Origin of the sequence: Klebsiella sp. C360 (assembly GCF_048822415.1) — a bacterium.
Classification (GTDB): Bacteria; Pseudomonadota; Gammaproteobacteria; order Enterobacterales; family Enterobacteriaceae; genus Klebsiella; species Klebsiella quasipneumoniae.
Window position 1 is genome coordinate 555,923 of record NZ_JBMEZZ010000004.1, and the last position, 20,620, is coordinate 576,542.

Here is a 20,620-nt window from a genome sequence, read left to right on the forward strand (position 1 = left end):
CGTGTATAGCACATTTTTGTATTAATAAGATTGCCATTTGACGTAAGTGTGGATTCCCGATAAGTTGGGAATCCGCTGGAAGCTTTCTGGATGAGCACTCTGCTCATCATATTTATGCAGTAATTGAGATTCCCTCTTAACAGCAAGTCCTCAAACTTGTGTACCGATGCAAAAAGGATTTAAAGAGGGCGAATGCGAGGTGCAAACCCCGTCGCCATGCTCTTTCTGTGCCTGTGCGCAATCGGTATCGGAGGGGGTCCGTAGAGCCTGGGGAGGTTCACTGATATGTTGTACGACAAATCCCTTGAGAGGGATAACTGTGGTTTCGGCCTGATCGCCCACATAGAAGGCGAACCTAGCCACAAGGTAGTGCGAACCGCGATACACGCACTGGCCCGCATGCAGCACCGTGGCGCAATCCTTGCCGATGGTAAAACCGGCGACGGTTGCGGTCTGCTGCTGCAAAAACCCGATCGTTTCTTCCGCATCGTTGCCGAAGAGCGCGGCTGGCGTTTAGCCAAAAACTACGCCGTTGGGATGCTGTTCCTGAATAAAGATCCTGAACTGGCGAAAGCGGCACGCCGCATCGTTGAAGAAGAACTTCAGCTTGAGACCCTGTCGATTGTTGGCTGGCGCGATGTGCCGACCAACGAAGGCGTGCTCGGTGAAATCGCCCTCTCCTCGCTGCCCCGTATTGAGCAAATCTTTGTTAACGCCCCGGCTGGCTGGCGCCCGCGCGATATGGAGCGTCGTCTGTTTATTGCGCGTCGTCGCATTGAAAAACGCCTGCAGGAAGACAAAGATTTCTACGTTTGTAGCTTGTCCAACCTGGTCAACATCTATAAAGGTCTGTGTATGCCGGCGGATTTGCCGCGCTTCTACCTGGACCTCGCGGACCTGCGCCTGGAGTCGGCTATCTGCCTGTTCCACCAGCGCTTCTCCACCAACACCGTACCACGCTGGCCGCTGGCGCAGCCGTTCCGCTACCTGGCGCACAACGGTGAAATCAACACCATCACCGGCAACCGCCAGTGGGCTCGCGCCCGTACCTATAAGTTCCAGACCCCGCTGATCCCGGACCTGCACGACGCCGCGCCGTTCGTTAACGAAACCGGCTCCGACTCCAGTTCAATGGACAACATGCTGGAGCTGCTGCTGGCCGGCGGGATGGACATCGTGCGCGCCATGCGTCTGCTGGTGCCGCCAGCCTGGCAGAACAACCCGGATATGGATCCGGAGCTGCGTTCGTTCTTCGACTTTAACTCCATGCATATGGAGCCATGGGACGGCCCGGCGGGCATCGTCATGTCCGATGGTCGCTACGCGGCCTGTAACCTCGACCGTAATGGCCTGCGCCCGGCGCGCTACGTCATTACCAAAGATAAGCTCATCACCTGCGCCTCTGAAGTCGGCATCTGGGACTACCAGCCGGACGAAGTGGTTGAGAAAGGCCGCGTGGGCCCGGGCGAGCTGATGGTTATCGATACCCGTGCCGGACGCATTCTGCACTCAGCGGAAACCGATGACGATCTGAAGAGCCGCCATCCGTATAAAGAGTGGATGGAGAAAAACGTTCGTCGCCTGGTGCCATTTGAAGATCTGCCGGACGAAGAGGTTGGCAGCCGCCAGCTGGACGACGATCTGCTGGCCAGCTACCAGAAACAGTTTAACTACAGCGCGGAAGAGCTGGACTCGGTGCTGCGCGTGCTCGGCGAAAATGGCCAGGAAGCGGTCGGCTCAATGGGCGATGACACGCCTTTCGCCGTCCTTTCCAGCCAGCCGCGCATTATCTACGATTATTTCCGTCAGCAGTTCGCGCAGGTTACCAACCCGCCTATCGATCCGCTGCGTGAAGCGCACGTCATGTCGCTGGCCACCAGCATCGGTCGCGAAATGAATGTCTTCTGCGAAGCGGAAGGCCAGGCGCATCGTCTGAGCTTCAAATCGCCGATCCTGCTGTACTCCGATTTCAAACAGCTGACGACGATGGAAGAAGAGCACTATCGTGCCGACGTCCTCGACATCACCTTCAACCCGGCAGAGGCTTCCCTCAGCGAGACGGTGAAGGTCCTGTGCGACAAAGCGGAGCAAATGGTACGCGATGGTACCGTGCTGCTGGTTCTTTCTGACCGCAACATCGCCAAAGACCGCCTGCCGGTGCCGGCGCCGATGGCCGTTGGCGCGATCCAGACCCGTCTGGTCGATAAAAGTCTGCGCTGCGATGCCAACATCATCGTTGAAACCGCCAGCGCCCGCGATCCGCATCACTTCGCCGTACTGCTGGGCTTCGGCGCGACAGCTATCTATCCGTACCTCGCCTATGAAACGCTGGCGAAGCTGGTCGACAGCAAAGCTATCGATAAACCGTACCGTGCGGTGATGCTGAACTATCGCAACGGTATCAATAAAGGTCTGTATAAGATCATGTCCAAGATGGGGATCTCGACCATCGCCTCCTACCGCTGCTCGAAGCTGTTCGAAGCGGTCGGTCTGCATCGCGATGTCTCCGATCTCTGCTTCCAGGGCGTGGTCAGTCGCATCGGCGGCGCCGGCTTCGACGATTTCCAGCAGGACCTGCTGAATCTGTCGAAACGCGCCTGGCTGGCGCGCAAGCCGCTGGCTCAGGGCGGTCTGCTGAAGTACGTTCACGGCGGCGAATATCACGCCTACAACCCGGACGTGGTGCGTACCCTGCAGCAGGCTGTGCAGAGCGGCGAGTACAGCGATTATCAACAATACGCGAAGCTGGTTAACGAACGTCCGGCGGCCACGCTGCGCGATCTGCTGGCGCTCAACCCGGGCGAAGACGCCATCAGCATCGACGACGTGGAGCCGGCGAAGGAGCTGTTCAAACGCTTCGATACCGCAGCGATGTCGATCGGCGCCCTGAGTCCGGAAGCGCACGAATCGCTGGCGGAAGCGATGAACAGCATCGGCGGCTTCTCTAACTCCGGTGAAGGCGGTGAAGACCCGGCGCGCTACGGCACCAATAAAGTGTCGCGCATCAAGCAGGTGGCGTCCGGCCGCTTCGGCGTCACCCCAGCCTATCTGGTCAATGCCGACGTTATCCAGATCAAAGTCGCCCAGGGCGCGAAGCCGGGTGAAGGCGGCCAGCTGCCGGGTGATAAAGTCACTCCGTACATCGCCAAACTGCGCTATTCGGTACCGGGCGTGACGCTGATCTCCCCGCCGCCGCACCACGATATCTACTCTATCGAGGATTTGGCGCAGCTGATTTTCGACCTCAAGCAGGTCAACCCGAAAGCGATGATTTCGGTCAAACTGGTTTCTGAACCGGGCGTGGGCACCATCGCCACCGGCGTAGCCAAAGCTTATGCCGACCTGATCACCATCGCCGGCTACGACGGCGGCACCGGGGCGAGCCCGCTCTCTTCCGTGAAATATGCCGGCTGTCCGTGGGAGCTTGGTCTGGTGGAAACCCAGCAGGCGCTGGTCGCTAACGGCCTGCGTCATAAGATCCGTCTGCAGGTGGATGGCGGCCTGAAAACCGGCCTCGATATCATCAAAGCGGCGATCCTCGGCGCGGAAAGCTTCGGTTTCGGTACCGGCCCGATGGTGGCGCTGGGCTGTAAATACCTGCGTATTTGCCACCTGAACAACTGCGCGACCGGCGTGGCGACCCAGGATGACAAACTGCGTAAGAACCACTATCACGGTCTGCCGTTCAAAGTGACCAACTACTTTGAATTTATCGCCCGTGAAACCCGCGAGCTGATGGCCCAGCTGGGCGTCAAGCGCCTGGTGGATCTGATTGGCCGCACCGATCTGCTCAAAGAGCTGGATGGGTTCACCGCCAAGCAGCAGAAACTGGATCTGGGTAAACTGCTGGAGACCGCAGAGCCGCATCCTGGCAAAGCGCTGTACTGCACCGAAAATAACCCGCCGTTCGATAACGGCGTGCTCAACGCCCAGCTGCTGCAGCAGGCGAAACCGTACGTGGATGAAAAGCAGAGCAAAACGTTCTGGTTCGATATCCGCAATACCGACCGCTCCGTGGGGGCCTCGCTGTCCGGGTATATTGCCCAGACCCATGGCGACCAGGGACTAGCGGGCGACCCGATCGTCGCTCACTTTAGCGGCACCGCGGGCCAGAGCTTCGGCGTGTGGAACGCCGGCGGCGTGGAACTGCATCTGACGGGCGACGCCAACGACTATGTCGGCAAAGGCATGGCGGGCGGTCTGCTGGCCATTCGTCCGCCGGTGGGCTCCGCTTTCCGCAGCCACGAAGCCAGCATTATCGGCAACACCTGCCTGTACGGCGCGACCGGTGGTCGTCTGTACGCCGCAGGCCGCGCAGGTGAGCGTTTCGCGGTGCGTAACTCCGGCGCCATCACCGTGGTGGAAGGCATCGGCGACAACGGCTGTGAATACATGACCGGCGGTATCGTCTGCGTGCTCGGTAAAACCGGCGTCAACTTTGGCGCAGGGATGACCGGCGGCTTTGCCTATGTCCTGGATGAAGATGGCGACTTCCGTAAACGCGTGAACCCGGAGCTGGTGGAAGTGCTGGACGTTGACTCTCTGGCCATCCATGAAGAGCACCTGCGCGGTTTAATCACCGAGCACGTGCAGCTTACCGGTTCGCAACGCGGCGAAGAGATCCTCGCCAACTGGCCGGCCTTCTCCGCGAAGTTTGCGCTGGTTAAACCGAAGTCCAGCGATGTTAAAGCACTGTTGGGTCACCGTAGTCGTTCCGCAGCTGAGCTGCGGGTGCAGGCGCAGTAAGGGGTTAAGATGAGTCAGAACGTTTATCAATTTATCGACCTGCAGCGCGTTGATCCGCCAAAGAAACCGCTGAAGATCCGTAAAATTGAATTTGTGGAAATTTACGAGCCGTTTTCAGAAGGCCAGGCCAAGGCGCAGGCGGATCGCTGCCTCTCCTGCGGCAACCCGTACTGCGAGTGGAAGTGCCCGGTGCATAACTACATCCCGAACTGGCTGAAGCTGGCCAACGAGGGGCGTATTTTTGAGGCGGCTGAGCTGTCGCACCAGACCAACACCCTGCCGGAAGTCTGCGGGCGCGTCTGCCCGCAGGACCGCCTGTGTGAAGGCTCCTGTACGCTGAACGATGAGTTCGGCGCGGTGACCATCGGCAACATCGAACGCTATATCAATGATAAGGCATTCGAGATGGGCTGGCGTCCGGATCTCTCCGGTGTGAAACCGACCGGTAAAACCGTCGCTATCATCGGCGCTGGCCCGGCGGGCCTCGCCTGTGCCGACGTGTTGACCCGCAACGGCGTCAAGGCGGTGGTGTTTGACCGCCATCCGGAAATCGGCGGCCTGCTGACCTTCGGTATCCCGGCGTTCAAGCTGGAAAAAGAGGTGATGACCCGCCGCCGGGAGATCTTCACCGGCATGGGCATTGAGTTCAAACTCAATACCGAAGTGGGCCGCGACGTGCAGCTCGACGACCTGCTGAAAGAGTACGATGCCGTGTTCCTCGGCGTTGGCACCTATCAGTCGATGCGCGGCGGGCTGGACAATGAAGACGCCCCTGGCGTCTACGACGCGCTGCCGTTCCTGATCGCCAACACCAAGCAGATCATGGGCTTTGGCGAAACCGCCGATGAGCCCTACGTCAGCATGGAAGGCAAACGCGTGGTCGTGCTCGGCGGTGGCGATACCGCGATGGACTGCGTACGTACCTCCGTCCGCCAGAATGCGGCGCACGTGATCTGCGCCTATCGTCGTGACGAAGAGAACATGCCGGGTTCAAAACGCGAAGTGAAAAACGCGCGTGAGGAAGGCGTTGAGTTCCAGTTCAATGTCCAGCCGCTGGGCGTGGAAGTGAATGCCAACGGCAAAGTGTGCGGCGTGAAGATGGCGCGCACCGAGATGGGCCAGCCGGATGCGAAAGGCCGCCGTCGCGCGGAGATCGTCGCCGGCTCTGAGCACGTGGTGCCGGCAGACGCCGTCGTCATGGCGTTTGGCTTCCGTCCCCACAGCATGGAGTGGCTGGCGAAGCACAGCGTCGAGCTGGACTCCCAGGGCCGCATCATTGCGCCGGAAGGCAGCGAGAACGCCTTCCAGACCAGCAACCCGAAAATCTTCGCCGGCGGCGATATCGTTCGCGGTTCCGACCTGGTGGTCACCGCGATTGCGGAAGGACGTAAAGCGGCTGACGGGATCCTCAACTACCTTGAAGTCTGATTAGGCCCGGAGTCTCAGCGCATAAAAGCCCGATGGTTAACGACATCGGGCTTTTTTATTGCCCATTCGCCGGGCAAACCGCCGCTTTCAGCGCCGTATTATACCAGCCGCAGATATGTTCTAAGCGGGTGATCGCCGAGCCGACGGTCACCGCCCACGCGCCGCAGCGCATTGCCTCAGCCGCCTGCGCAGGCGTATTGTAGCGTCCCTCAGCGACTACTCTGCAGCCCGCGGCGCTCAGGCTTTTCACCAGCGCCAGATCCGGCTCGACCGGTGTCTCCTCTGCGGTATAGCCTGAGAGGGTGGTGCCAACCATATCGAAGCCCAATTGCCAGCATTCAAGGGCATCGTCGAGAGAGGAACAATCTGCCATCGCATTTTTCCCCTGGCAGTGAATTGCCGCCAACAACGATGCGACAGAGGCCGGACGCTGACGCCGCGTGCCGTCAACCGCAATGATATCGGCCCCTGCCTGCGCCAGGGCATTCACATCCTCAAGCCACGGCGTAATACGCACCGGGCTATCATGCAGATCGCGCTTAATCAGCGCGATAACAGGCACCGTCACTAACGGACGAACGGCCTGCAGGTTGGCCAGACCTTCGATGCGCAGCGCCACCGCCCCCGCCTGCTCCGCCGCCAGCCCCATCGCCGCGACGATGGCGGGGTTATCCAGCGGGCTGCCCGGCACCGGCTGGCAGGAGACAATTAATCCGCCATGATGACGGATTTGCTGGTCCAGTTGCGCGAGTAAAGTCATGTCTGCTCCCTGAAAGCTACCTGTGGCGATGACAGTACCAGCCATGGGGCGCCTCGTTTGTGGCAGAGTTAACAAAGCGGACAGACAAAAAAAACAGGCCCCGCAGGGCCTGTCAGAGAAGGGAGTTACTTCACCACGCGCAGCGCCGGGCGACCGCCGCGCGGCGGCGGCGTGTCGTCAGGATCGTCGTCGTGATTATCGGGCTTATCGCCATCAATCACCGACATCACCGTTTCGCTTTCACTCTCAGGCGCGACGTCATCATCGTTGAGGCTGCTGACGTCTTCGTCATAGGCCGCTTCCGGTTCAAACATCGTGCCGGCGCCGTTCTCACGGGCATAGATGGCGAGTACCGCAGCCAGCGGGACAGATACGTTGCGCGGCACGCCGCCAAAGCGCGCGTTGAAGCGCACTTCGTCGTTCGCCAGCTCAAGATTACCTACCGCACGCGGGGCAATATTGAGAACGATTTGCCCGTCGCGCGCATACTCCATCGGCACGAGCACGCCCGGCAGCGTGACATCCACCACCAGATGCGGCGTCAGCTGGTTATCCAGCAGCCAGTCATAAAACGCCCGCAGCAGATACGGGCGACGCGGCGTCAGCTGTGATACATCCATTATTTAGCCCCGACCGAGGCGCATTTCACGCTCGGCTTCAGTTAAAGAGGCGAGGAAGGAATCACGCTCAAATACGCGAGTCATATAGCCTTTGAGCTCTTTCGCGCCTGCGCCAACCAGCTCCACACCGAGAACCGGCAGACGCCACAGCAGCGGCGCCAGGTAGCAATCCACCAGGCTGAACTCATCGCTCAGGAAGTAAGGTTTCTGGGTGAACACCGGCGCGATGGCCAGCAGTTCTTCACGCAGTTGCTTACGCGCAGCATCAGCTTGCGCTGCGGTACCGCTCTGGATGGTGTTCATCAGCGAATACCAGTCCTTCTCGATACGTTGCATATACAGACGGCTTTCGCCACGCGCCACCGGATAAACCGGCATTAACGGCGGGTGCGGGAAACGCTCATCCAGGTATTCCATAATGATGCGGGATTCCCACAGAGTGAGCTCACGATCCACCAGCGTCGGTACGCTTTGATTCGGGTTGAGGTCAATCAGATCCTGAGGCGGGTTGTCCTTCTCCACGTGCTCTATCTCAAAACTGACACCCTTCTCGGCCAGCACAATGCGGACCTGATGGCTATAGATGTCAGTAGGACCAGAAAACAGCGTCATTACCGAACGTTTGTTGGCAGCGACAGCCATGAAAACCTCCAGGTATATTCAGAATTTTGTACTGCTGCCAGCCACTCATGGCCGGCCAGATGTAAAAACCCCAGTAGCGCGATGTCACCTTCGTTCACGAATAAAACAAAAAATGAACAATCACCAGCATTTGGGCAGAAAATTGGATGATAGTTTACCAGATTTTGAAGACGTTGTGGTGAGGGGATTCTGGAAATGCTGAAAAAGTGGCAAGAACCGGCGGTAAGCTTGTGGATAACAGCCGTTTTATCCATAAAAAAACCCGCCGGAGCGGGTTTTTTCGCAAATTGTTCTGCGTGAGCAGAAAACAATTAACGTTTGGAGAACTGCGGACGACGACGTGCTTTACGCAGACCGACTTTCTTACGTTCAACCTGACGAGCGTCACGAGTGACGAAGCCAGCTTTACGCAGTTCAGAACGCAGGGACTCGTCGTACTCCATCAGAGCGCGGGTGATACCGTGACGGATCGCACCAGCCTGACCAGAGATACCACCACCTTTAACAGTGATGTACAGATCCAGTTTCTCAACCATGTCGACCAGTTCCAGCGGCTGACGAACTACCATGCGGGCAGTTTCACGACCGAAGTACTGTTCCAGAGAACGCTGGTTGATAACGATTTTGCCGTTGCCCGGTTTGATGAAAACGCGAGCTGCGGAACTTTTGCGGCGACCAGTGCCGTAGTATTGATTTTCAGCCATTGCCTATAATCCCGATTAGATGTCAAGAACTTGCGGTTGCTGTGCCGCGTGGTTGTGCTCGTTACCCGCGTAAACTTTCAGTTTACGGTACATAGCACGACCCAGCGGGCCTTTTGGCAGCATGCCTTTAACCGCGATTTCAATCACACGCTCAGGACGGCGGGCAATCATCTCTTCAAAGGTCGCTTCTTTGATACCACCGATGTGGCCGGTGTGGTGGTAATACATTTTGTCTTCGCGCTTGTTGCCGGTAACAGCAACTTTTTCTGCGTTCAGAACGATGATGTAATCACCGGTATCAACGTGCGGAGTGTATTCCGCTTTGTGCTTACCGCGCAGGCGACGAGCCAGTTCAGTAGCCAGACGGCCCAGAGTTTTACCGGTCGCGTCAACAACATACCAGTCGCGTTTTACGGTTTCTGGTTTAGCTGTAAAAGTTTTCATTAAAAGCTTACCCAAATAATAAGTTACACGTTGGTGAACACCCAAACGTTTAGTCAGTTGAGGTTCACACGACATTGTCCAGCAAACCTACCCCTTCGAATAGCCTATGCCGGCACATAGAAAGTTTCGGGAAAAAAACCTTCTCGTAACGTGGGGTCGCAAGATTATAGAGAAGTCGGGGTCAAAGATCGACCCCTTTATGAGATTTTTCAGGCAGCTCCCGGGGCGGCCCTGCAGCCCTGAATTCGCCGGGAAAAAGTATCCTGTCAGGGCATATGCGGGCGCTTGAGGTACTCTTCGCTCTGCATCTCCTGCAGACGCGACAGACAACGCTGAAACTCAAACTTCAGCCGCTCTCCCTGATAAATGTCGTACAGCGGCACCGCCGCGCTGACCACCAGCTTCACGTGGCGCTCATAGAACTCATCCACCAGGGCGATAAAGCGCCGGGCTTCGCTCTCCAGCTGCGCGGTCATCACCGGCACATCGAACAGCATCACGGTGTGGAACAGGCGGGAGAGCGCGATATAGTCATGCTGGCTACGGGCATCCACGCACAGCGTGGCGAACGACGCCGCCAGCGTCTGGTTTTCCACGCCGAGGGTCGGCAGCTCGCGATGGTTGATCTCCAGCGTCGGCCCGGCAGCGCGCGGCGCGCCGGCCAGCGCCAGCCACAGTTTATCCATCTGTTCGCGGGTGTCGTTATTCAGCGGCGACAGCCACAGGTGCGCCTGGGTCAGGGTACGCAAGCGATAATCAATGCCGGCATCGACGTTCATAATATCGCAATGCTGCTTGATGGCGTCGATAGCGGGCAGAAAACGGGCGCGCTGCAGGCCATTGCGATAGAGCTCATCCGGCGGAATATTGGAGGTCGCCACCAGCGTGATGCCGCGGGCGAACAGGGCCTTCATCAGCCCGCCCAACAGCATGGCGTCGGTTATATCGGAGACAAAAAACTCGTCGAAACAGAGCACGTCGGTTTCCGCTTTAAAGCGGTCGGCGACAATGTCCAGCGGGTCGCTATGGCCCTGCAGGGTGGTCAGCTCTTCGTGCACCCGCAGCATAAAGCGATGGAAATGCAGGCGCTGCTTACGCTCGCCCGGCAGGCTCTGGTAAAACAGGTCCATCAGCCAGGTTTTCCCCCGCCCCACGCCGCCCCACATATACAGGCCGCGGACGGGCGCCGCCTCGGCTGCTGGTTCGCGCTTACCCAGCAGTTTGCCGAATTTCGCGCGCAAACCGCCGCCTGTCGCGACGGGCGCGGGCTGAGTCTGCAGTTCCTGGTAAATGGTATCGAGGCGGCTCACCGCTTCTTGCTGGACGTCGTCGGGTTGATGGCTGCCCTCTTTCAGGGCTGAAAGGTAACGCGATGTTGGAGACAGGCTTTGCATGATCTAATTGTTATTCCTTGAAAACCGTGATGTCGAAGCTCACGATTGACGAAAAAAAGGCCGTTCTACACTACGCGATGATACGCCAGGATTCCACTTCTGTGGAATTAGCGGTTATAGTGGCACTATCGGGCGCAGGCGGAGAGCCTAAGAGCCACCCTACGGAACCACAATACAACGGGAGATGTTCATGACCTGGGAATACGCGCTAATTGGGTTAGTCGTCGGTATCATCATTGGTGCCGTCGCCATGCGTTTCGGCAACCGCAAACTGCGCCAGCAGCAGGCGCTGCAGTTCGAACTGGAAAAGAATAAAGCCGAGCTTGAAGAGTACCGTGAAGAGCTGGTCAGCCATTTTGCGCGCAGCGCCGAGCTGCTGGATAACATGGCGCACGACTACCGTCAGCTGTATCAGCATATGGCGAAAAGCTCTAACAACCTGCTGCCGGATTCCATGGCAGACGCCAACCCGTTCCGCAACCGCCTGGAAGAGTCTGAAGCCAGCAACGATCAGGCGCCGGTCCAGATGCCGCGCGACTACTCCGAAGGCGCATCCGGATTACTGCGCGGTGGCGCAAAACGCGATTAAACAATCGCCTCTGATAAAATATTCTCCGGGCGCGCCCATCGCGCCCGCTCCTTCCCCCACTTCCCGGCTACAATTTAAACCAGTCCCCACATTGTTACCTGCGCAAAAATTCAATAACATCAGGTTATTCAGGACATTTTTCCATACACCTCAGGTTACGAGAGCCAGCATCTAATGAAGAAACAGACTTTGCTGTTGAGTGCGTTAGCGTTAAGCATTGGGTTATCGTTGTCGGTTCTGCCTCCGGCAGCAGCATCCTTACCGACTCAGGTGCCCGGCCAGGGCGCGTTACCAAGCCTGGCGCCGATGCTGGAAAAGGTCCTGCCGGCGGTAGTCAGCGTCCAGGTGGAAGGCACTGCCTCGCCGACGCTCAATATGCCGGAAGAGCTGAAGAAATATTTTGGCGATAACGCCCCGCAAGAGCAGGCGCAGCCGTTCGAAGGGCTTGGCTCCGGCGTCATTATCGACGCAGCGAAAGGCTACGTGCTGACCAATAACCACGTCATCAATCAGGCGCAGAAGATCAGCGTCCAGCTGAACGATGGTCGTGAATTTGATGCCAAACTGGTCGGTAGCGATGAACAGAGCGACATTGCTCTGCTGCAGCTGATTAAGCCGTCGAACCTGACGCAAATCGCCATTGCTGACTCCGATAAACTCCGCGTCGGCGACTTCGCCGTCGCCGTCGGCAACCCGTTCGGCCTTGGTCAGACCGCCACCTCCGGCATTATCTCTGCCCTTGGCCGCAGCGGCCTGAACCTTGAAGGGCTGGAGAATTTCATCCAGACCGATGCCTCCATCAACCGCGGCAACTCCGGCGGCGCGCTGTTGAACCTCAACGGCGAGCTTATCGGGATCAACACCGCGATCCTGGCGCCGGGCGGCGGCAGCATCGGCATCGGCTTCGCCATCCCGAGCAACATGGCGAAAACCCTCGCCGACCAGCTCATTCAGTTTGGCGAAATCAAGCGCGGCCTGCTGGGCATTAAAGGCATGGAAATGAGCGCCGATATCGCCAAGGCGATGAACCTCAACGTTCAGCGCGGCGCCTTCGTCAGTGAAGTGCTGCCAAACTCCGGGTCCGCCAAAGCGGGGATCAAATCCGGCGACGTCATCGTTAGCCTGAACGGCAAGCCGCTGAATAGTTTTGCCGAACTGCGCTCGCGGATCGCCACCACCGAGCCGGGGACCAAAGTCAAACTGGGCCTGCTGCGCGACGGAAAACCGGTCGATGTCGAAGTGACGCTGGATAAGAGCACCTCCTCCACCGCCAGCGCTGAGCTGATTATCCCGGCTCTGCAGGGTGCCTCGTTCAGCGACGGTCAGATGAAAGATGGCACCAAAGGGGTGGTGATCGATAATGTCGATAAAGGCAGCGCCGCCGCCCAGGTCGGCCTGCATAAGGATGACATTATCATTGGCCTTAACCGCGAGCGTATTCATTCGATTGCCGAATTACGCAAAGTGCTCGAAGGCAAACCGCCGGTCATCGCCCTGAACGTGATCCGCGGCAACGAAAGCATCTATCTGCTGCTGCGCTGATTGTCTCCCCGGACATCGCCGCCATGTGCGATGTCCGGACAACTCATGCTATGCTGCGCCTGACCATTCATTAACGATATCTGCATCATGCCTGGAAAGTTATTACGTTCAGTACTCATCGGTTTGCTTGTCGGGGGCCTGCTGTTGGCCCTGATGCCCTCGCTGCGCCAGTGGCAGCTAACGCCGACCACCCAGAACGATACGGCAGACGACTCCCCGGCGAGCTATAACGCCGCCGTACGCCGCGCCGCGCCCGCCGTAGTGAACGTCTATAACCGCGCCCTGAACAGCACCAGCCATAATCAGCTGACGCTTGGCTCCGGGGTGATCATGGACCAGCGCGGCTATATCCTGACCAACAAGCATGTGATTAACGATGCCGACCAGATTATCGTCGCTCTGCAGGACGGCCGGGTCTTCGAAGCGCTGCTGGTAGGCTCCGATTCCCTGACCGACCTCGCGGTGCTGAAGATCAACGCTACCGGCGGGCTGCCGGTGATCCCGATCAACCCGAAACGCACGCCGCACATCGGCGATGTGGTGCTGGCGATTGGCAACCCCTATAACCTGGGACAGACCATCACCCAGGGGATCATCAGCGCCACAGGGCGCATTGGCCTCAACCCCACCGGCCGCCAGAATTTCCTGCAGACTGACGCCTCGATCAACCACGGTAACTCCGGCGGGGCGCTGGTGAACTCCCTCGGCGAGCTGATGGGGATTAACACCCTCTCCTTTGACAAGAGCAACGACGGCGAAACGCCTGAAGGCATTGGCTTTGCGATCCCGTTCCAGTTAGCGACCAAAATTATGGACAAGCTGATCCGGGATGGCCGTGTGATCCGCGGCTATATCGGCATTAGCGGCCGGGAGATCGCCCCGCTGCACGCGCAGGGCGGCGGGATCGATCAGATCCAGGGGATCGTCGTTAACGATGTCGCGCCGGACGGACCGGCCGCGCAGGCGGGGATCCGCGCCAACGACGTGATCATCTCCGTGAATGACAAACCCGCTGTCTCCGCGCTGGAGACAATGGATCAGGTGGCCGAGATCCGCCCGGGTTCGGAAATTCCGGTGGTCATCATGCGTGATGATAAGAAAATCACGCTCCATATCGCCGTCCAGGAATACCCGGCCACCAACTAAGCGGCTCCCCGTTTGGGGAGCCACGTTAATCGCTAAATACCGGACCGGCCGGGAATCTGACCAGAAACCCGGTCATCATGGATGCAAGACAATAAAAAGCCGGAACAACAGTTCCGGCTTTTTTGAGCGTGCGAGGTTACTTGTTGACGAAGTCTTCGCCGAGCGCGATATCTTTCTTCAGGGTGTCCAGCATGCCTTCCAGCGCCTGCTGCTCAAAGGCGCTGAGTTTGCCGATAGACTGACGCTCTTCTACGCCGTTTTTCCCCAGCAGCAGCGGCTGAGAGAAGAAACGCGCATACTGGCCGTCGCCTTCCACGTAGGCGCACTCCACTACGCCTTTTTCTCCCTGCATGGCGCGAACCAGAGAAAGGCCAAAGCGCGCAGCCGCCTGACCCATCGACAAGGTCGCCGACCCGCCGCCCGCTTTCGCTTCCACGACCTCGGTACCGGCGTTTTGAATGCGTTTAGTCAGATCGGCCACTTCCTGATCGCTAAAGCTGACGCCCGGGATCTGCGACAGTAAAGGCAGAATGGTGACCCCGGAGTGACCGCCAATAACCGGGACTTCCACCTCGGTTGCCGATTGACCTTTCAGCTCCGCCACAAAGGTATTGGAGCGGATGATGTCCAGCGTAGTCACGCCGAACAGTTTGTTTTTATCGTACACGCCGGCTTTTTTCAGCACTTCGGCGGCGATGGCCACGGTGGTGTTCACCGGGTTGGTAATAATGCCGATGCAGGCCTGCGGGCAGGTTTTGGCAATCTGCTGCACGAGGTTCTTAACGATACCCGCATTCACATTAAACAGGTCGGAACGATCCATGCCGGGCTTACGCGCTACGCCCGCGGAGATCAGCACCACATCAGCGCCTTCCAGCGCCGGGGTAGCATCTTCACCGGAAAATCCTTTAATTTTTACATCTGTGGGGATATGACTTAGATCTACCGCCACGCCCGGCGTAACCGGAGCGATGTCGTACAACGAGAGCTCTGAACCTGAAGGCAGTTGGGTCTTAAGTAGTAGGGCAAGCGCCTGGCCGATACCACCGGCAGCGCCAAGGACTGCAACTTTCATCCTAAACTCCTTATTATGGTTAATTTAGTCTTTCGTTATTCCGTCGCCTGGACCTTAATTCACAAGATGAACAATTACAATGATTATGGCTGAAGAATGCATTATTGTGCGTAGCAATAGAACAGCGGCGCACTTTATGCTTCCTGACTGACCATCCAGCAAAGCGAAGTACCGGATCGACTATTGGTTACAATACACCCAGCCAGTTGCGCAAAACAACACCAACTCAATAACATTTCATTTACTTTTACATGCCTTTAAGCGTTGTGATGAGAACATGTTCCTTATACGGTTTTTTTGCTAAAATATGCCCCCTTCATAACATTATTGACCTATCCCCTCGCGGATTATTTGCATAAAAATTCACGGTTATGCATAATGATGTTGATTTTACCACCATAATCTGGGTGACTTATGCGAAGTTCGGCAAAACAAGAAGAACTGGTTAAAGCGTTTAAAGCGCTGCTTAAAGAAGAGAAATTCAGCTCGCAGGGAGAGATCGTCCAGGCGCTGCAGGAAGAAGGCTTCGAGAATATCAACCAATCGAAGGTTTCCCGCATGCTCACCAAATTTGGCGCGGTTCGTACCCGTAACGCCAAAATGGAAATGGTCTATTGCCTGCCTGCCGAGCTTGGCGTGCCGACCACCTCCAGCCCGCTGAAAAATCTGGTGCTGGATATCGATTATAACGATGCCGTCGTGGTGATTCACACCAGCCCCGGGGCAGCGCAGCTGATCGCCCGTCTTCTCGACTCGCTGGGCAAGGCGGAAGGTATTCTTGGCAGCATCGCCGGGGATGACACCATCTTCACCACGCCAGCGCGCGGTTTCACAGTGAAAGATCTGCACGACGCTATCCTGGTGCTGTTCGAACAGGAACTCTGAGCATTCCCCTCTGGCAACCGTCAGAGGGTGATTCCCCCTCTTCTCTCCCTCCCCCCCTTTTAACGCAACAAAAATTTAACATTTCGTGTGATTTAGCCTGTCTATACGTTCTTTTACGTAAGGGAAACGCCTAAAACGCACGAAAGATCAAAATCGTATACCTTTATGATTTTATTAGAAATAAAACTTATCTCTGTCTGTGACTCGTCATTTTTAATTCTTATCGGTTATAAAAAGCGCAATTTATTGTAACTATTAACGCACAAAACAATTAGCATGGTATTAATATTTTTGGTGATTAGTGTATACTTGTTTTTGTGATGAGGGTCACGAAACAAAGACCCTCAACAAAAAGATTCGACGAGGTGAACATCATGAAAATCAAAACCACTGTAGCAGCTCTCAGCATCCTGTCCGTCATGTCGTTTGGCGCTTTCGCCGCTGATGTTATCAACAGCGAGCAAGCCCAGGGCCGCGAGGCCATCGGTACAGTTTCCGTCGGCGCGGTAGCCTCTTCCCCGATGGATATGCATGAAATGCTGAACAAAAAAGCGCAGGAAGAAGGGGCTTCTTCTTACCGCATTATCGAAGCCCGCACTGGCGACCACTGGCATGCCACTGCTGAGCTGTATAAATAAGTTTTAGATCGTCAACGATTAACCCGACAAAAATTCTCTACCGCGGCCCGGCCTCATTCATCGCCCCGCCGCGGCAAAACAAAGACTGGAGTAAAGATTATGAAACGCGCAATGATCATCGCATCCCTTGGCCTGGCTTCCCTTCTCTCTTTCGGCGCTAGCGCGGCCGTTCAGCAAGTGAACGCTGAGCAAGCCCAGAACCTGCAGTCCATGGGCACCATCTCGGTTTCCCAGGTAGGTAGTGCGCCAATGGACATGCGTCAGGAACTGGCCGCTAAAGCCGAGAAAGAAGGCGCCAGCAGCTACCGTATTATTGAAGCACGTACCGGCGATAGCTGGCACGCCACCGCTGAGCTGTACAAATAAACCCTCGTCGTCTTATTTCGACGACTTGCCCCCGCCTGCCGGGGGCTTTTTTATGCCTGCCGGGCGTTAAAACGTAACTCCCCCTCCAGCTCTTCCTCTGCTTCATCAAATAATAAAATTAACGCCCCAAAGCGCCGACGCTGCTTGTCATTTAAATGGATGAACTCAATGTCCAGCGGCAGCGGCAGCAGCCCACCGGTCACCGCGTCCCATAGCGAATCAAGGTTGTTGACCTTATCCTGTGCCAGCTCGAAGGTGCGGGAAAACTCCCGGTAGAAATCCTGTTGCTCGGCGATTTCGTCAAAATCAAACGTATAGGTGGTCATGGCAGCCCCTCCCGCTTCTCTTCCTGTCGCCGTTAAGTATAGCGATAAAAAAACCGACGCCTGGGCGTCGGTTTATGGGTTAACTGCTGGTCAGCACATGCTGGTACTTGTGCAACATCTCAACCAGTCGCCGTACCGGCTCGGTCACCTGCGGCGAAGCCTCCCAGACCCGCAGCTTCTCCTGATAAACATCAAGCTCCGCCAGCAGCCGGGTAAAGTAGCGCCGACGCTTATCATCGCTCCCGGCGGAGATCACATGATCCGCGGTACGTCGCAGCTGGCGATGGAACGCCGACAGATCCTCATTCACCGGCACGGGCGCATCGCGCAGGCGCTGGTGGGCAATGATTAACGTCAACGCCAGACGGAAACGGGCGACATCGCCAGGGAATTTGTTGAGCAATAAAAACAGCTGCTGATAGAGCGCGGGCAGATGATTCTCTTTGCGACGCGCCGAGTTGGTGGTCAGCGAAGAGACCGCCGCGGAGACAAACTGGTTCAGCAGCACCCGACCGGTTCTTGCCCGGGAGTTATCCCTGACAATGAGAATAACCATCAGGGCGAGGAAACAACCGACGATCTGCCCCAGCGCGCTATCGAGGAACTGACTGAACTGGAACTGCATCGGGTTATCCAGCACCAGAATGTTGATGGTGCTCGCCAGCGCCCCCAGCGATCCGAGGCGCCTTTTCTGCACTTCGATACCGATAAAAAACGCCATCGCCGCCAGGCTGATACAAAGCAACAGCATACTCTGCTGCGTCGCCGGCATGATCACCAGAAAGTACAGGGTACCCAGCGGTAACGCCGCCAGAGTACCGTAGAGGAAGTCTATCGCCACCATTCGCGGGTTAGGCAAGCGCATCGCCAGCGCGGTAACCACGGCAATCATCACCATCGCGCCGCTGCCTGAGGTCCAGCCCGTCCACAGCCAGAACAACGTCCCAAGGATACAGGAGACAGAGGTACGCCAGAAGTTCACCATCGCGTGGTGACGCTCGGCGGACTCCACTTTAACCACCGTTTCGCCGCGCAATACACCGTCTTCGATGCGGCTGATTTTGGTGTTGCCCACCACGCCACGCTTAAGCAGCAGGTAACGGGTAGCTGCGCCTACCCAGCTGTAGATGGTGACCGGCGTATTATGCTCGCCTTTCCAGGTCAGGAAGCGACGCATACGCTTCAGCTGCTGGTGAACATCCTGCACCGTCTCAACCGGCTCAGCGAACAGCTCGCGGTAGTCGTCCGTCACCATTTCCGGGCGCGAGTTCTGAATCAGGTAGGTTTCGCAAGCCTGGGTGATAAGCGTTAGCGAGAGGGTATTGATCGCCTTCAGGCGTTGATTCGCCTTAGCCCAGCGAGAGGACTCCATAATCAGGTTACTGCGCATTCCTTCCAGCGCCGTGGTGCGACGCACCAACGCTCCCCAGGCCTGATCCACGTCCTCTTTTTCGCCGTGCGCAACGCATAACTGCATCAGCTTATACTGCGCAATCAGCAGGTTATCCAGTTCAAGGTCGATCTCTTTTTTAATCGAACGCGGGGAGAACAGCAGATCGGCGACAATGGCGCTGACAATCCCGATGACGATTTCGCTGCAGCGCTCAACGGCAAACTGCGGCGCCAGCATCGGATCGGTGTGGATGGTAATAATGATAATCAGCGCGGTGTATCCGGCCAGCCCCCAGGCATAGGAGTTTTCGACCTTGACCAGCGACGAAACCCAGGTACAAAACCCGGCCCACAGGCAGCAGACCAGCATCATCAGCAGAGGGGCGCGGATCATCAGGATGATGATGACCAGCGCCGCAATACAGCCAATAAAGGTCCCGGCAATACGCAACATGCCGCGATAGCGGATCGCGCCGGAGTACGGCTCTCCCCCGGCGGCAAAGGCCGGGCCAGCGGCGACAATCGCCGCGGTCAGCACCGCCCAGCGCGGCGTTTCGAGCTGAAAATGGAAGCCGACGAACAGCGCCAACACCACCGCGCATGCAAGCTTAATAGCAAAGCGGAGATGCTGGGGAGCAATAGTATATGTCCCCATAGCGATTAACCGAATTCGCGCAGGCGCATAGCCAGCTTCTGGAAGAAGTTGGCCTGGCTGGTATCACGGTCTTCTTTACCGGTGATCACCACCGTCGCCGTGGTGCCCGATGGCCACAGATTCCCCTGCTGGTGGTCAAGACGAATACGTACCGGCACACGCTGCGCCAGACGCACCCATTCAAGGTTGGAATCCACCGAGGCCATCCCTTTCGAGTCGCTGCTGCTGCTGGCGTTCGTTACCCCCGCAGCGATACTGTCCACCGTGCCTTTAATGGTTTTGCTGCTGCCAAGCGGGGTAATTTCCGCCCGGTATCCAGGGCGGACGCCTTCCAGTTTGGTCTCTTCCAGATAGGCCATGACGTAAAATGTATTCTCTTTCACCAGCGCCACCGCCGTGGAGCCGCGGGTGATAAATTCCCCGGTATAGACGTTAAGGTTGGTCACCCAGCCATCAGCGGGGGCGCGAATCTCTGTGCGCTGCAGGTCCAGTCTGGCCAGGTCGCGGCTGGCCACCGCTTTCGCCAGCTGATGCTCAACGGTCTGCAGCACGTTGTTCGCCTGGTCAATCTCTTCCCGCGACATCGCCTGGACGCCAAGCTTATTACGCCGACCGGCTTCGACACGTTTTTCCTGGGCTAAGGTCTGGTAGTAGGCGACATCGGCTTCCGCCTGCGCCAGCGCTTTTTGGTAACGAGGTTGGTCAATAACGAACAATACCTGGTCTTTCTTAACCAGTTGGTTATCCTTGACGTTTACCTGGGAAATCAGCCCGGAGACGTCGGGAGCAATGGCCACAATGTCGGCGCTAAAGCGCGCATCCCGCGTCCACGGCGAGGCGGTGTAGTAAACCCAGGCGCGGAAAATCGCCACGAAGGCCAAAATGACCAGTATCACGGTAATAGCGGTACGGAGGATATTTCTTGTTAGTGTTTTCACATCAACCTCAAACGAACAAGCGCGATATCAAATAAAAAAGGCAGCAATATAGCGCCGTATTAAACAGTGCAGGGTGCCAGACAAAATCGTAAATGCCGGTCGGAACCAGCAATCGGTGCACCAGCCAGAAGATGGCCAGCGACAAAAGCAACTCGAAGAAGATCGGCGGAAACGATAAGCCGAAAATCACGATGACAGGAAACAGACTCATGATGACCTTGAATAAGAAGCGTACAGGTAGTGAGCAGATGCGTTTATTATGTAGCTAACAATATATTAACGTAACGATTGCCGCATTATCTACAATGTGTGATCTAAATCACTTTTAAG

The 20,620-nt window shown here is 56.9% G+C and carries 20 protein-coding genes; 8 read left to right on the plus strand and 12 right to left on the minus strand.

The features are described 5' to 3' along the window. Nucleotides 1–285 precede the first annotated feature (285 nt). Both gltB and gltD read left to right on the plus strand, forming a co-directional pair. Nucleotides 286–4,746, plus strand: a complete 4,461-nt coding sequence (gltB, locus tag ACOI7D_RS14695; RefSeq protein WP_109546869.1) for a glutamate synthase large subunit — start codon at nucleotides 286–288, stop codon at nucleotides 4,744–4,746. Between the two features lie 9 nt (nucleotides 4,747–4,755). Next, the gene (gene gltD, locus ACOI7D_RS14700) at nucleotides 4,756–6,174 is read left to right on the plus strand and encodes a glutamate synthase subunit GltD (protein ID WP_032454181.1); all 1,419 of its coding nucleotides are present in this window, start codon (nucleotides 4,756–4,758) and stop codon (nucleotides 6,172–6,174) included. Nucleotides 6,175–6,229: 55 nt separating this feature from the next. Here gltD and ACOI7D_RS14705 read toward each other — a convergent pair whose 3' ends face one another. The 7 genes from ACOI7D_RS14705 to zapE all read right to left on the minus strand — a co-directional run bounded on the left by ACOI7D_RS14705 (nucleotide 6,230) and on the right by zapE (nucleotide 10,738). After that, the gene (locus ACOI7D_RS14705; RefSeq protein WP_109546868.1) at nucleotides 6,230–6,934 is read right to left on the minus strand and encodes an N-acetylmannosamine-6-phosphate 2-epimerase; all 705 of its coding nucleotides are present in this window, start codon (nucleotides 6,932–6,934) and stop codon (nucleotides 6,230–6,232) included. A 125-nt stretch (nucleotides 6,935–7,059) separates the two neighbouring features. Next, nucleotides 7,060–7,554: a ClpXP protease specificity-enhancing factor gene (gene sspB, locus ACOI7D_RS14710; RefSeq protein WP_002918465.1), complete on the minus strand. Its 495-nt coding sequence runs from the start codon at nucleotides 7,552–7,554 to the stop codon at nucleotides 7,060–7,062. Nucleotides 7,555–7,557: 3 nt separating this feature from the next. Further along, nucleotides 7,558–8,196 (minus strand): stringent starvation protein SspA, encoded by a 639-nt coding sequence (gene sspA / locus ACOI7D_RS14715; RefSeq protein ID WP_002918467.1) that lies wholly within the window; start codon nucleotides 8,194–8,196, stop codon nucleotides 7,558–7,560. After that, a complete protein-coding gene (locus ACOI7D_RS14720) occupies nucleotides 8,166–8,450 on the minus strand; it encodes a hypothetical protein (protein ID WP_136070768.1) in 285 nt (94 codons plus the stop codon). Before ACOI7D_RS14720 ends, sspA begins: the two co-directional genes overlap by 31 nt. 57 nt (nucleotides 8,451–8,507) lie before the next feature. Next, a complete protein-coding gene (gene rpsI / locus ACOI7D_RS14725; RefSeq protein ID WP_000829818.1) occupies nucleotides 8,508–8,900 on the minus strand; it encodes a 30S ribosomal protein S9 in 393 nt (130 codons plus the stop codon). Nucleotides 8,901–8,915: 15 nt separating this feature from the next. Further along, nucleotides 8,916–9,344, minus strand: a complete 429-nt coding sequence (gene rplM, locus ACOI7D_RS14730) for a 50S ribosomal protein L13 (RefSeq protein ID WP_002918559.1) — start codon at nucleotides 9,342–9,344, stop codon at nucleotides 8,916–8,918. Nucleotides 9,345–9,610: 266 nt separating this feature from the next. Then, complete coding sequence (gene zapE, locus ACOI7D_RS14735; protein ID WP_064155364.1) at nucleotides 9,611–10,738, minus strand: cell division protein ZapE; 1,128 nt, start codon at nucleotides 10,736–10,738, stop codon at nucleotides 9,611–9,613. A 190-nt stretch (nucleotides 10,739–10,928) separates the two neighbouring features. Between zapE and zapG the strand changes: the two genes are divergently transcribed. From zapG to degS, 3 genes are all read left to right on the plus strand, one after another. Further along, nucleotides 10,929–11,327 (plus strand): Z-ring associated protein ZapG, encoded by a 399-nt coding sequence (zapG, locus tag ACOI7D_RS14740; RefSeq protein WP_012540461.1) that lies wholly within the window; start codon nucleotides 10,929–10,931, stop codon nucleotides 11,325–11,327. Nucleotides 11,328–11,501: 174 nt separating this feature from the next. Then, a complete protein-coding gene (degQ, locus tag ACOI7D_RS14745) occupies nucleotides 11,502–12,869 on the plus strand; it encodes a serine endoprotease DegQ (RefSeq protein ID WP_017899931.1) in 1,368 nt (455 codons plus the stop codon). Between the two features lie 87 nt (nucleotides 12,870–12,956). Continuing rightward, nucleotides 12,957–14,015: an outer membrane-stress sensor serine endopeptidase DegS gene (gene degS / locus ACOI7D_RS14750; RefSeq protein ID WP_109546867.1), complete on the plus strand. Its 1,059-nt coding sequence runs from the start codon at nucleotides 12,957–12,959 to the stop codon at nucleotides 14,013–14,015. Between the two features lie 136 nt (nucleotides 14,016–14,151). On the opposite strand, the gene mdh is transcribed toward degS, so the two are convergent. Then, entirely contained in the window at nucleotides 14,152–15,090 is a 939-nt protein-coding gene (gene mdh, locus ACOI7D_RS14755; RefSeq protein WP_023291150.1) for a malate dehydrogenase, read from the minus strand. 414 nt (nucleotides 15,091–15,504) lie between these two features. Between mdh and argR the strand changes: the two genes are divergently transcribed. The 3 genes from argR to yhcN-B all read left to right on the plus strand — a co-directional run bounded on the left by argR (nucleotide 15,505) and on the right by yhcN-B (nucleotide 16,979). After that, nucleotides 15,505–15,975: a transcriptional regulator ArgR gene (argR, locus tag ACOI7D_RS14760; RefSeq protein ID WP_002918625.1), complete on the plus strand. Its 471-nt coding sequence runs from the start codon at nucleotides 15,505–15,507 to the stop codon at nucleotides 15,973–15,975. A 374-nt stretch (nucleotides 15,976–16,349) separates the two neighbouring features. After that, on the plus strand, nucleotides 16,350–16,613 hold the full coding sequence (yhcN, locus tag ACOI7D_RS14765; RefSeq protein WP_017899932.1) for a peroxide/acid stress response protein YhcN: 264 nt from the start codon (nucleotides 16,350–16,352) through the stop codon (nucleotides 16,611–16,613). A 99-nt stretch (nucleotides 16,614–16,712) separates the two neighbouring features. Continuing rightward, nucleotides 16,713–16,979 carry a DUF1471 family stress response protein YhcN-B gene (gene yhcN-B, locus ACOI7D_RS14770; protein WP_002918627.1) on the plus strand — a complete coding sequence of 89 codons (267 nt, stop codon included), beginning with the start codon at nucleotides 16,713–16,715 and terminating at the stop codon, nucleotides 16,977–16,979. A 50-nt stretch (nucleotides 16,980–17,029) separates the two neighbouring features. On the opposite strand, the gene ACOI7D_RS14775 is transcribed toward yhcN-B, so the two are convergent. The 4 genes from ACOI7D_RS14775 to aaeX all read right to left on the minus strand — a co-directional run bounded on the left by ACOI7D_RS14775 (nucleotide 17,030) and on the right by aaeX (nucleotide 20,501). After that, a complete protein-coding gene (locus ACOI7D_RS14775) occupies nucleotides 17,030–17,305 on the minus strand; it encodes a barstar family protein (protein WP_002918629.1) in 276 nt (91 codons plus the stop codon). Between the two features lie 79 nt (nucleotides 17,306–17,384). Continuing rightward, nucleotides 17,385–19,352, minus strand: coding sequence for a p-hydroxybenzoic acid efflux pump subunit AaeB (aaeB, locus tag ACOI7D_RS14780; protein WP_048298463.1), 1,968 nt, complete (start codon nucleotides 19,350–19,352; stop codon nucleotides 17,385–17,387). 5 nt (nucleotides 19,353–19,357) lie between these two features. Then, on the minus strand, nucleotides 19,358–20,290 hold the full coding sequence (gene aaeA, locus ACOI7D_RS14785) for a p-hydroxybenzoic acid efflux pump subunit AaeA (RefSeq protein WP_023291152.1): 933 nt from the start codon (nucleotides 20,288–20,290) through the stop codon (nucleotides 19,358–19,360). Nucleotides 20,291–20,297: 7 nt separating this feature from the next. Continuing rightward, nucleotides 20,298–20,501 carry a p-hydroxybenzoic acid efflux pump operon protein AaeX gene (aaeX, locus tag ACOI7D_RS14790; RefSeq protein ID WP_002918640.1) on the minus strand — a complete coding sequence of 68 codons (204 nt, stop codon included), beginning with the start codon at nucleotides 20,499–20,501 and terminating at the stop codon, nucleotides 20,298–20,300. Nucleotides 20,502–20,620: the final 119 nt, after the last annotated feature.

Coding starts and splice junctions, on each gene's coding strand:
- ACOI7D_RS14705 (WP_109546868.1), bottom strand. CDS start 6,934: ATGACTTTACTCGCGCAACTGGACCAGCAAATCCGTCATCATGGCGGA.
- gltB (WP_109546869.1), top strand. CDS start 286: ATGTTGTACGACAAATCCCTTGAGAGGGATAACTGTGGTTTCGGCCTG.
- rpsI (WP_000829818.1), bottom strand. CDS start 8,900: ATGGCTGAAAATCAATACTACGGCACTGGTCGCCGCAAAAGTTCCGCA.
- ACOI7D_RS14775 (WP_002918629.1), bottom strand. CDS start 17,305: ATGACCACCTATACGTTTGATTTTGACGAAATCGCCGAGCAACAGGAT.
- zapE (WP_064155364.1), bottom strand. CDS start 10,738: ATGCAAAGCCTGTCTCCAACATCGCGTTACCTTTCAGCCCTGAAAGAG.
- zapG (WP_012540461.1), top strand. CDS start 10,929: ATGACCTGGGAATACGCGCTAATTGGGTTAGTCGTCGGTATCATCATT.
- yhcN-B (WP_002918627.1), top strand. CDS start 16,713: ATGAAACGCGCAATGATCATCGCATCCCTTGGCCTGGCTTCCCTTCTC.
- rplM (WP_002918559.1), bottom strand. CDS start 9,344: ATGAAAACTTTTACAGCTAAACCAGAAACCGTAAAACGCGACTGGTAT.
- aaeX (WP_002918640.1), bottom strand. CDS start 20,501: ATGAGTCTGTTTCCTGTCATCGTGATTTTCGGCTTATCGTTTCCGCCG.
- ACOI7D_RS14720 (WP_136070768.1), bottom strand. CDS start 8,450: ATGGATAAAACGGCTGTTATCCACAAGCTTACCGCCGGTTCTTGCCAC.
- degQ (WP_017899931.1), top strand. CDS start 11,502: ATGAAGAAACAGACTTTGCTGTTGAGTGCGTTAGCGTTAAGCATTGGG.
- argR (WP_002918625.1), top strand. CDS start 15,505: ATGCGAAGTTCGGCAAAACAAGAAGAACTGGTTAAAGCGTTTAAAGCG.
- degS (WP_109546867.1), top strand. CDS start 12,957: ATGCCTGGAAAGTTATTACGTTCAGTACTCATCGGTTTGCTTGTCGGG.
- aaeB (WP_048298463.1), bottom strand. CDS start 19,352: ATGGGGACATATACTATTGCTCCCCAGCATCTCCGCTTTGCTATTAAG.
- gltD (WP_032454181.1), top strand. CDS start 4,756: ATGAGTCAGAACGTTTATCAATTTATCGACCTGCAGCGCGTTGATCCG.
- sspB (WP_002918465.1), bottom strand. CDS start 7,554: ATGGATGTATCACAGCTGACGCCGCGTCGCCCGTATCTGCTGCGGGCG.
- yhcN (WP_017899932.1), top strand. CDS start 16,350: ATGAAAATCAAAACCACTGTAGCAGCTCTCAGCATCCTGTCCGTCATG.
- mdh (WP_023291150.1), bottom strand. CDS start 15,090: ATGAAAGTTGCAGTCCTTGGCGCTGCCGGTGGTATCGGCCAGGCGCTT.
- sspA (WP_002918467.1), bottom strand. CDS start 8,196: ATGGCTGTCGCTGCCAACAAACGTTCGGTAATGACGCTGTTTTCTGGT.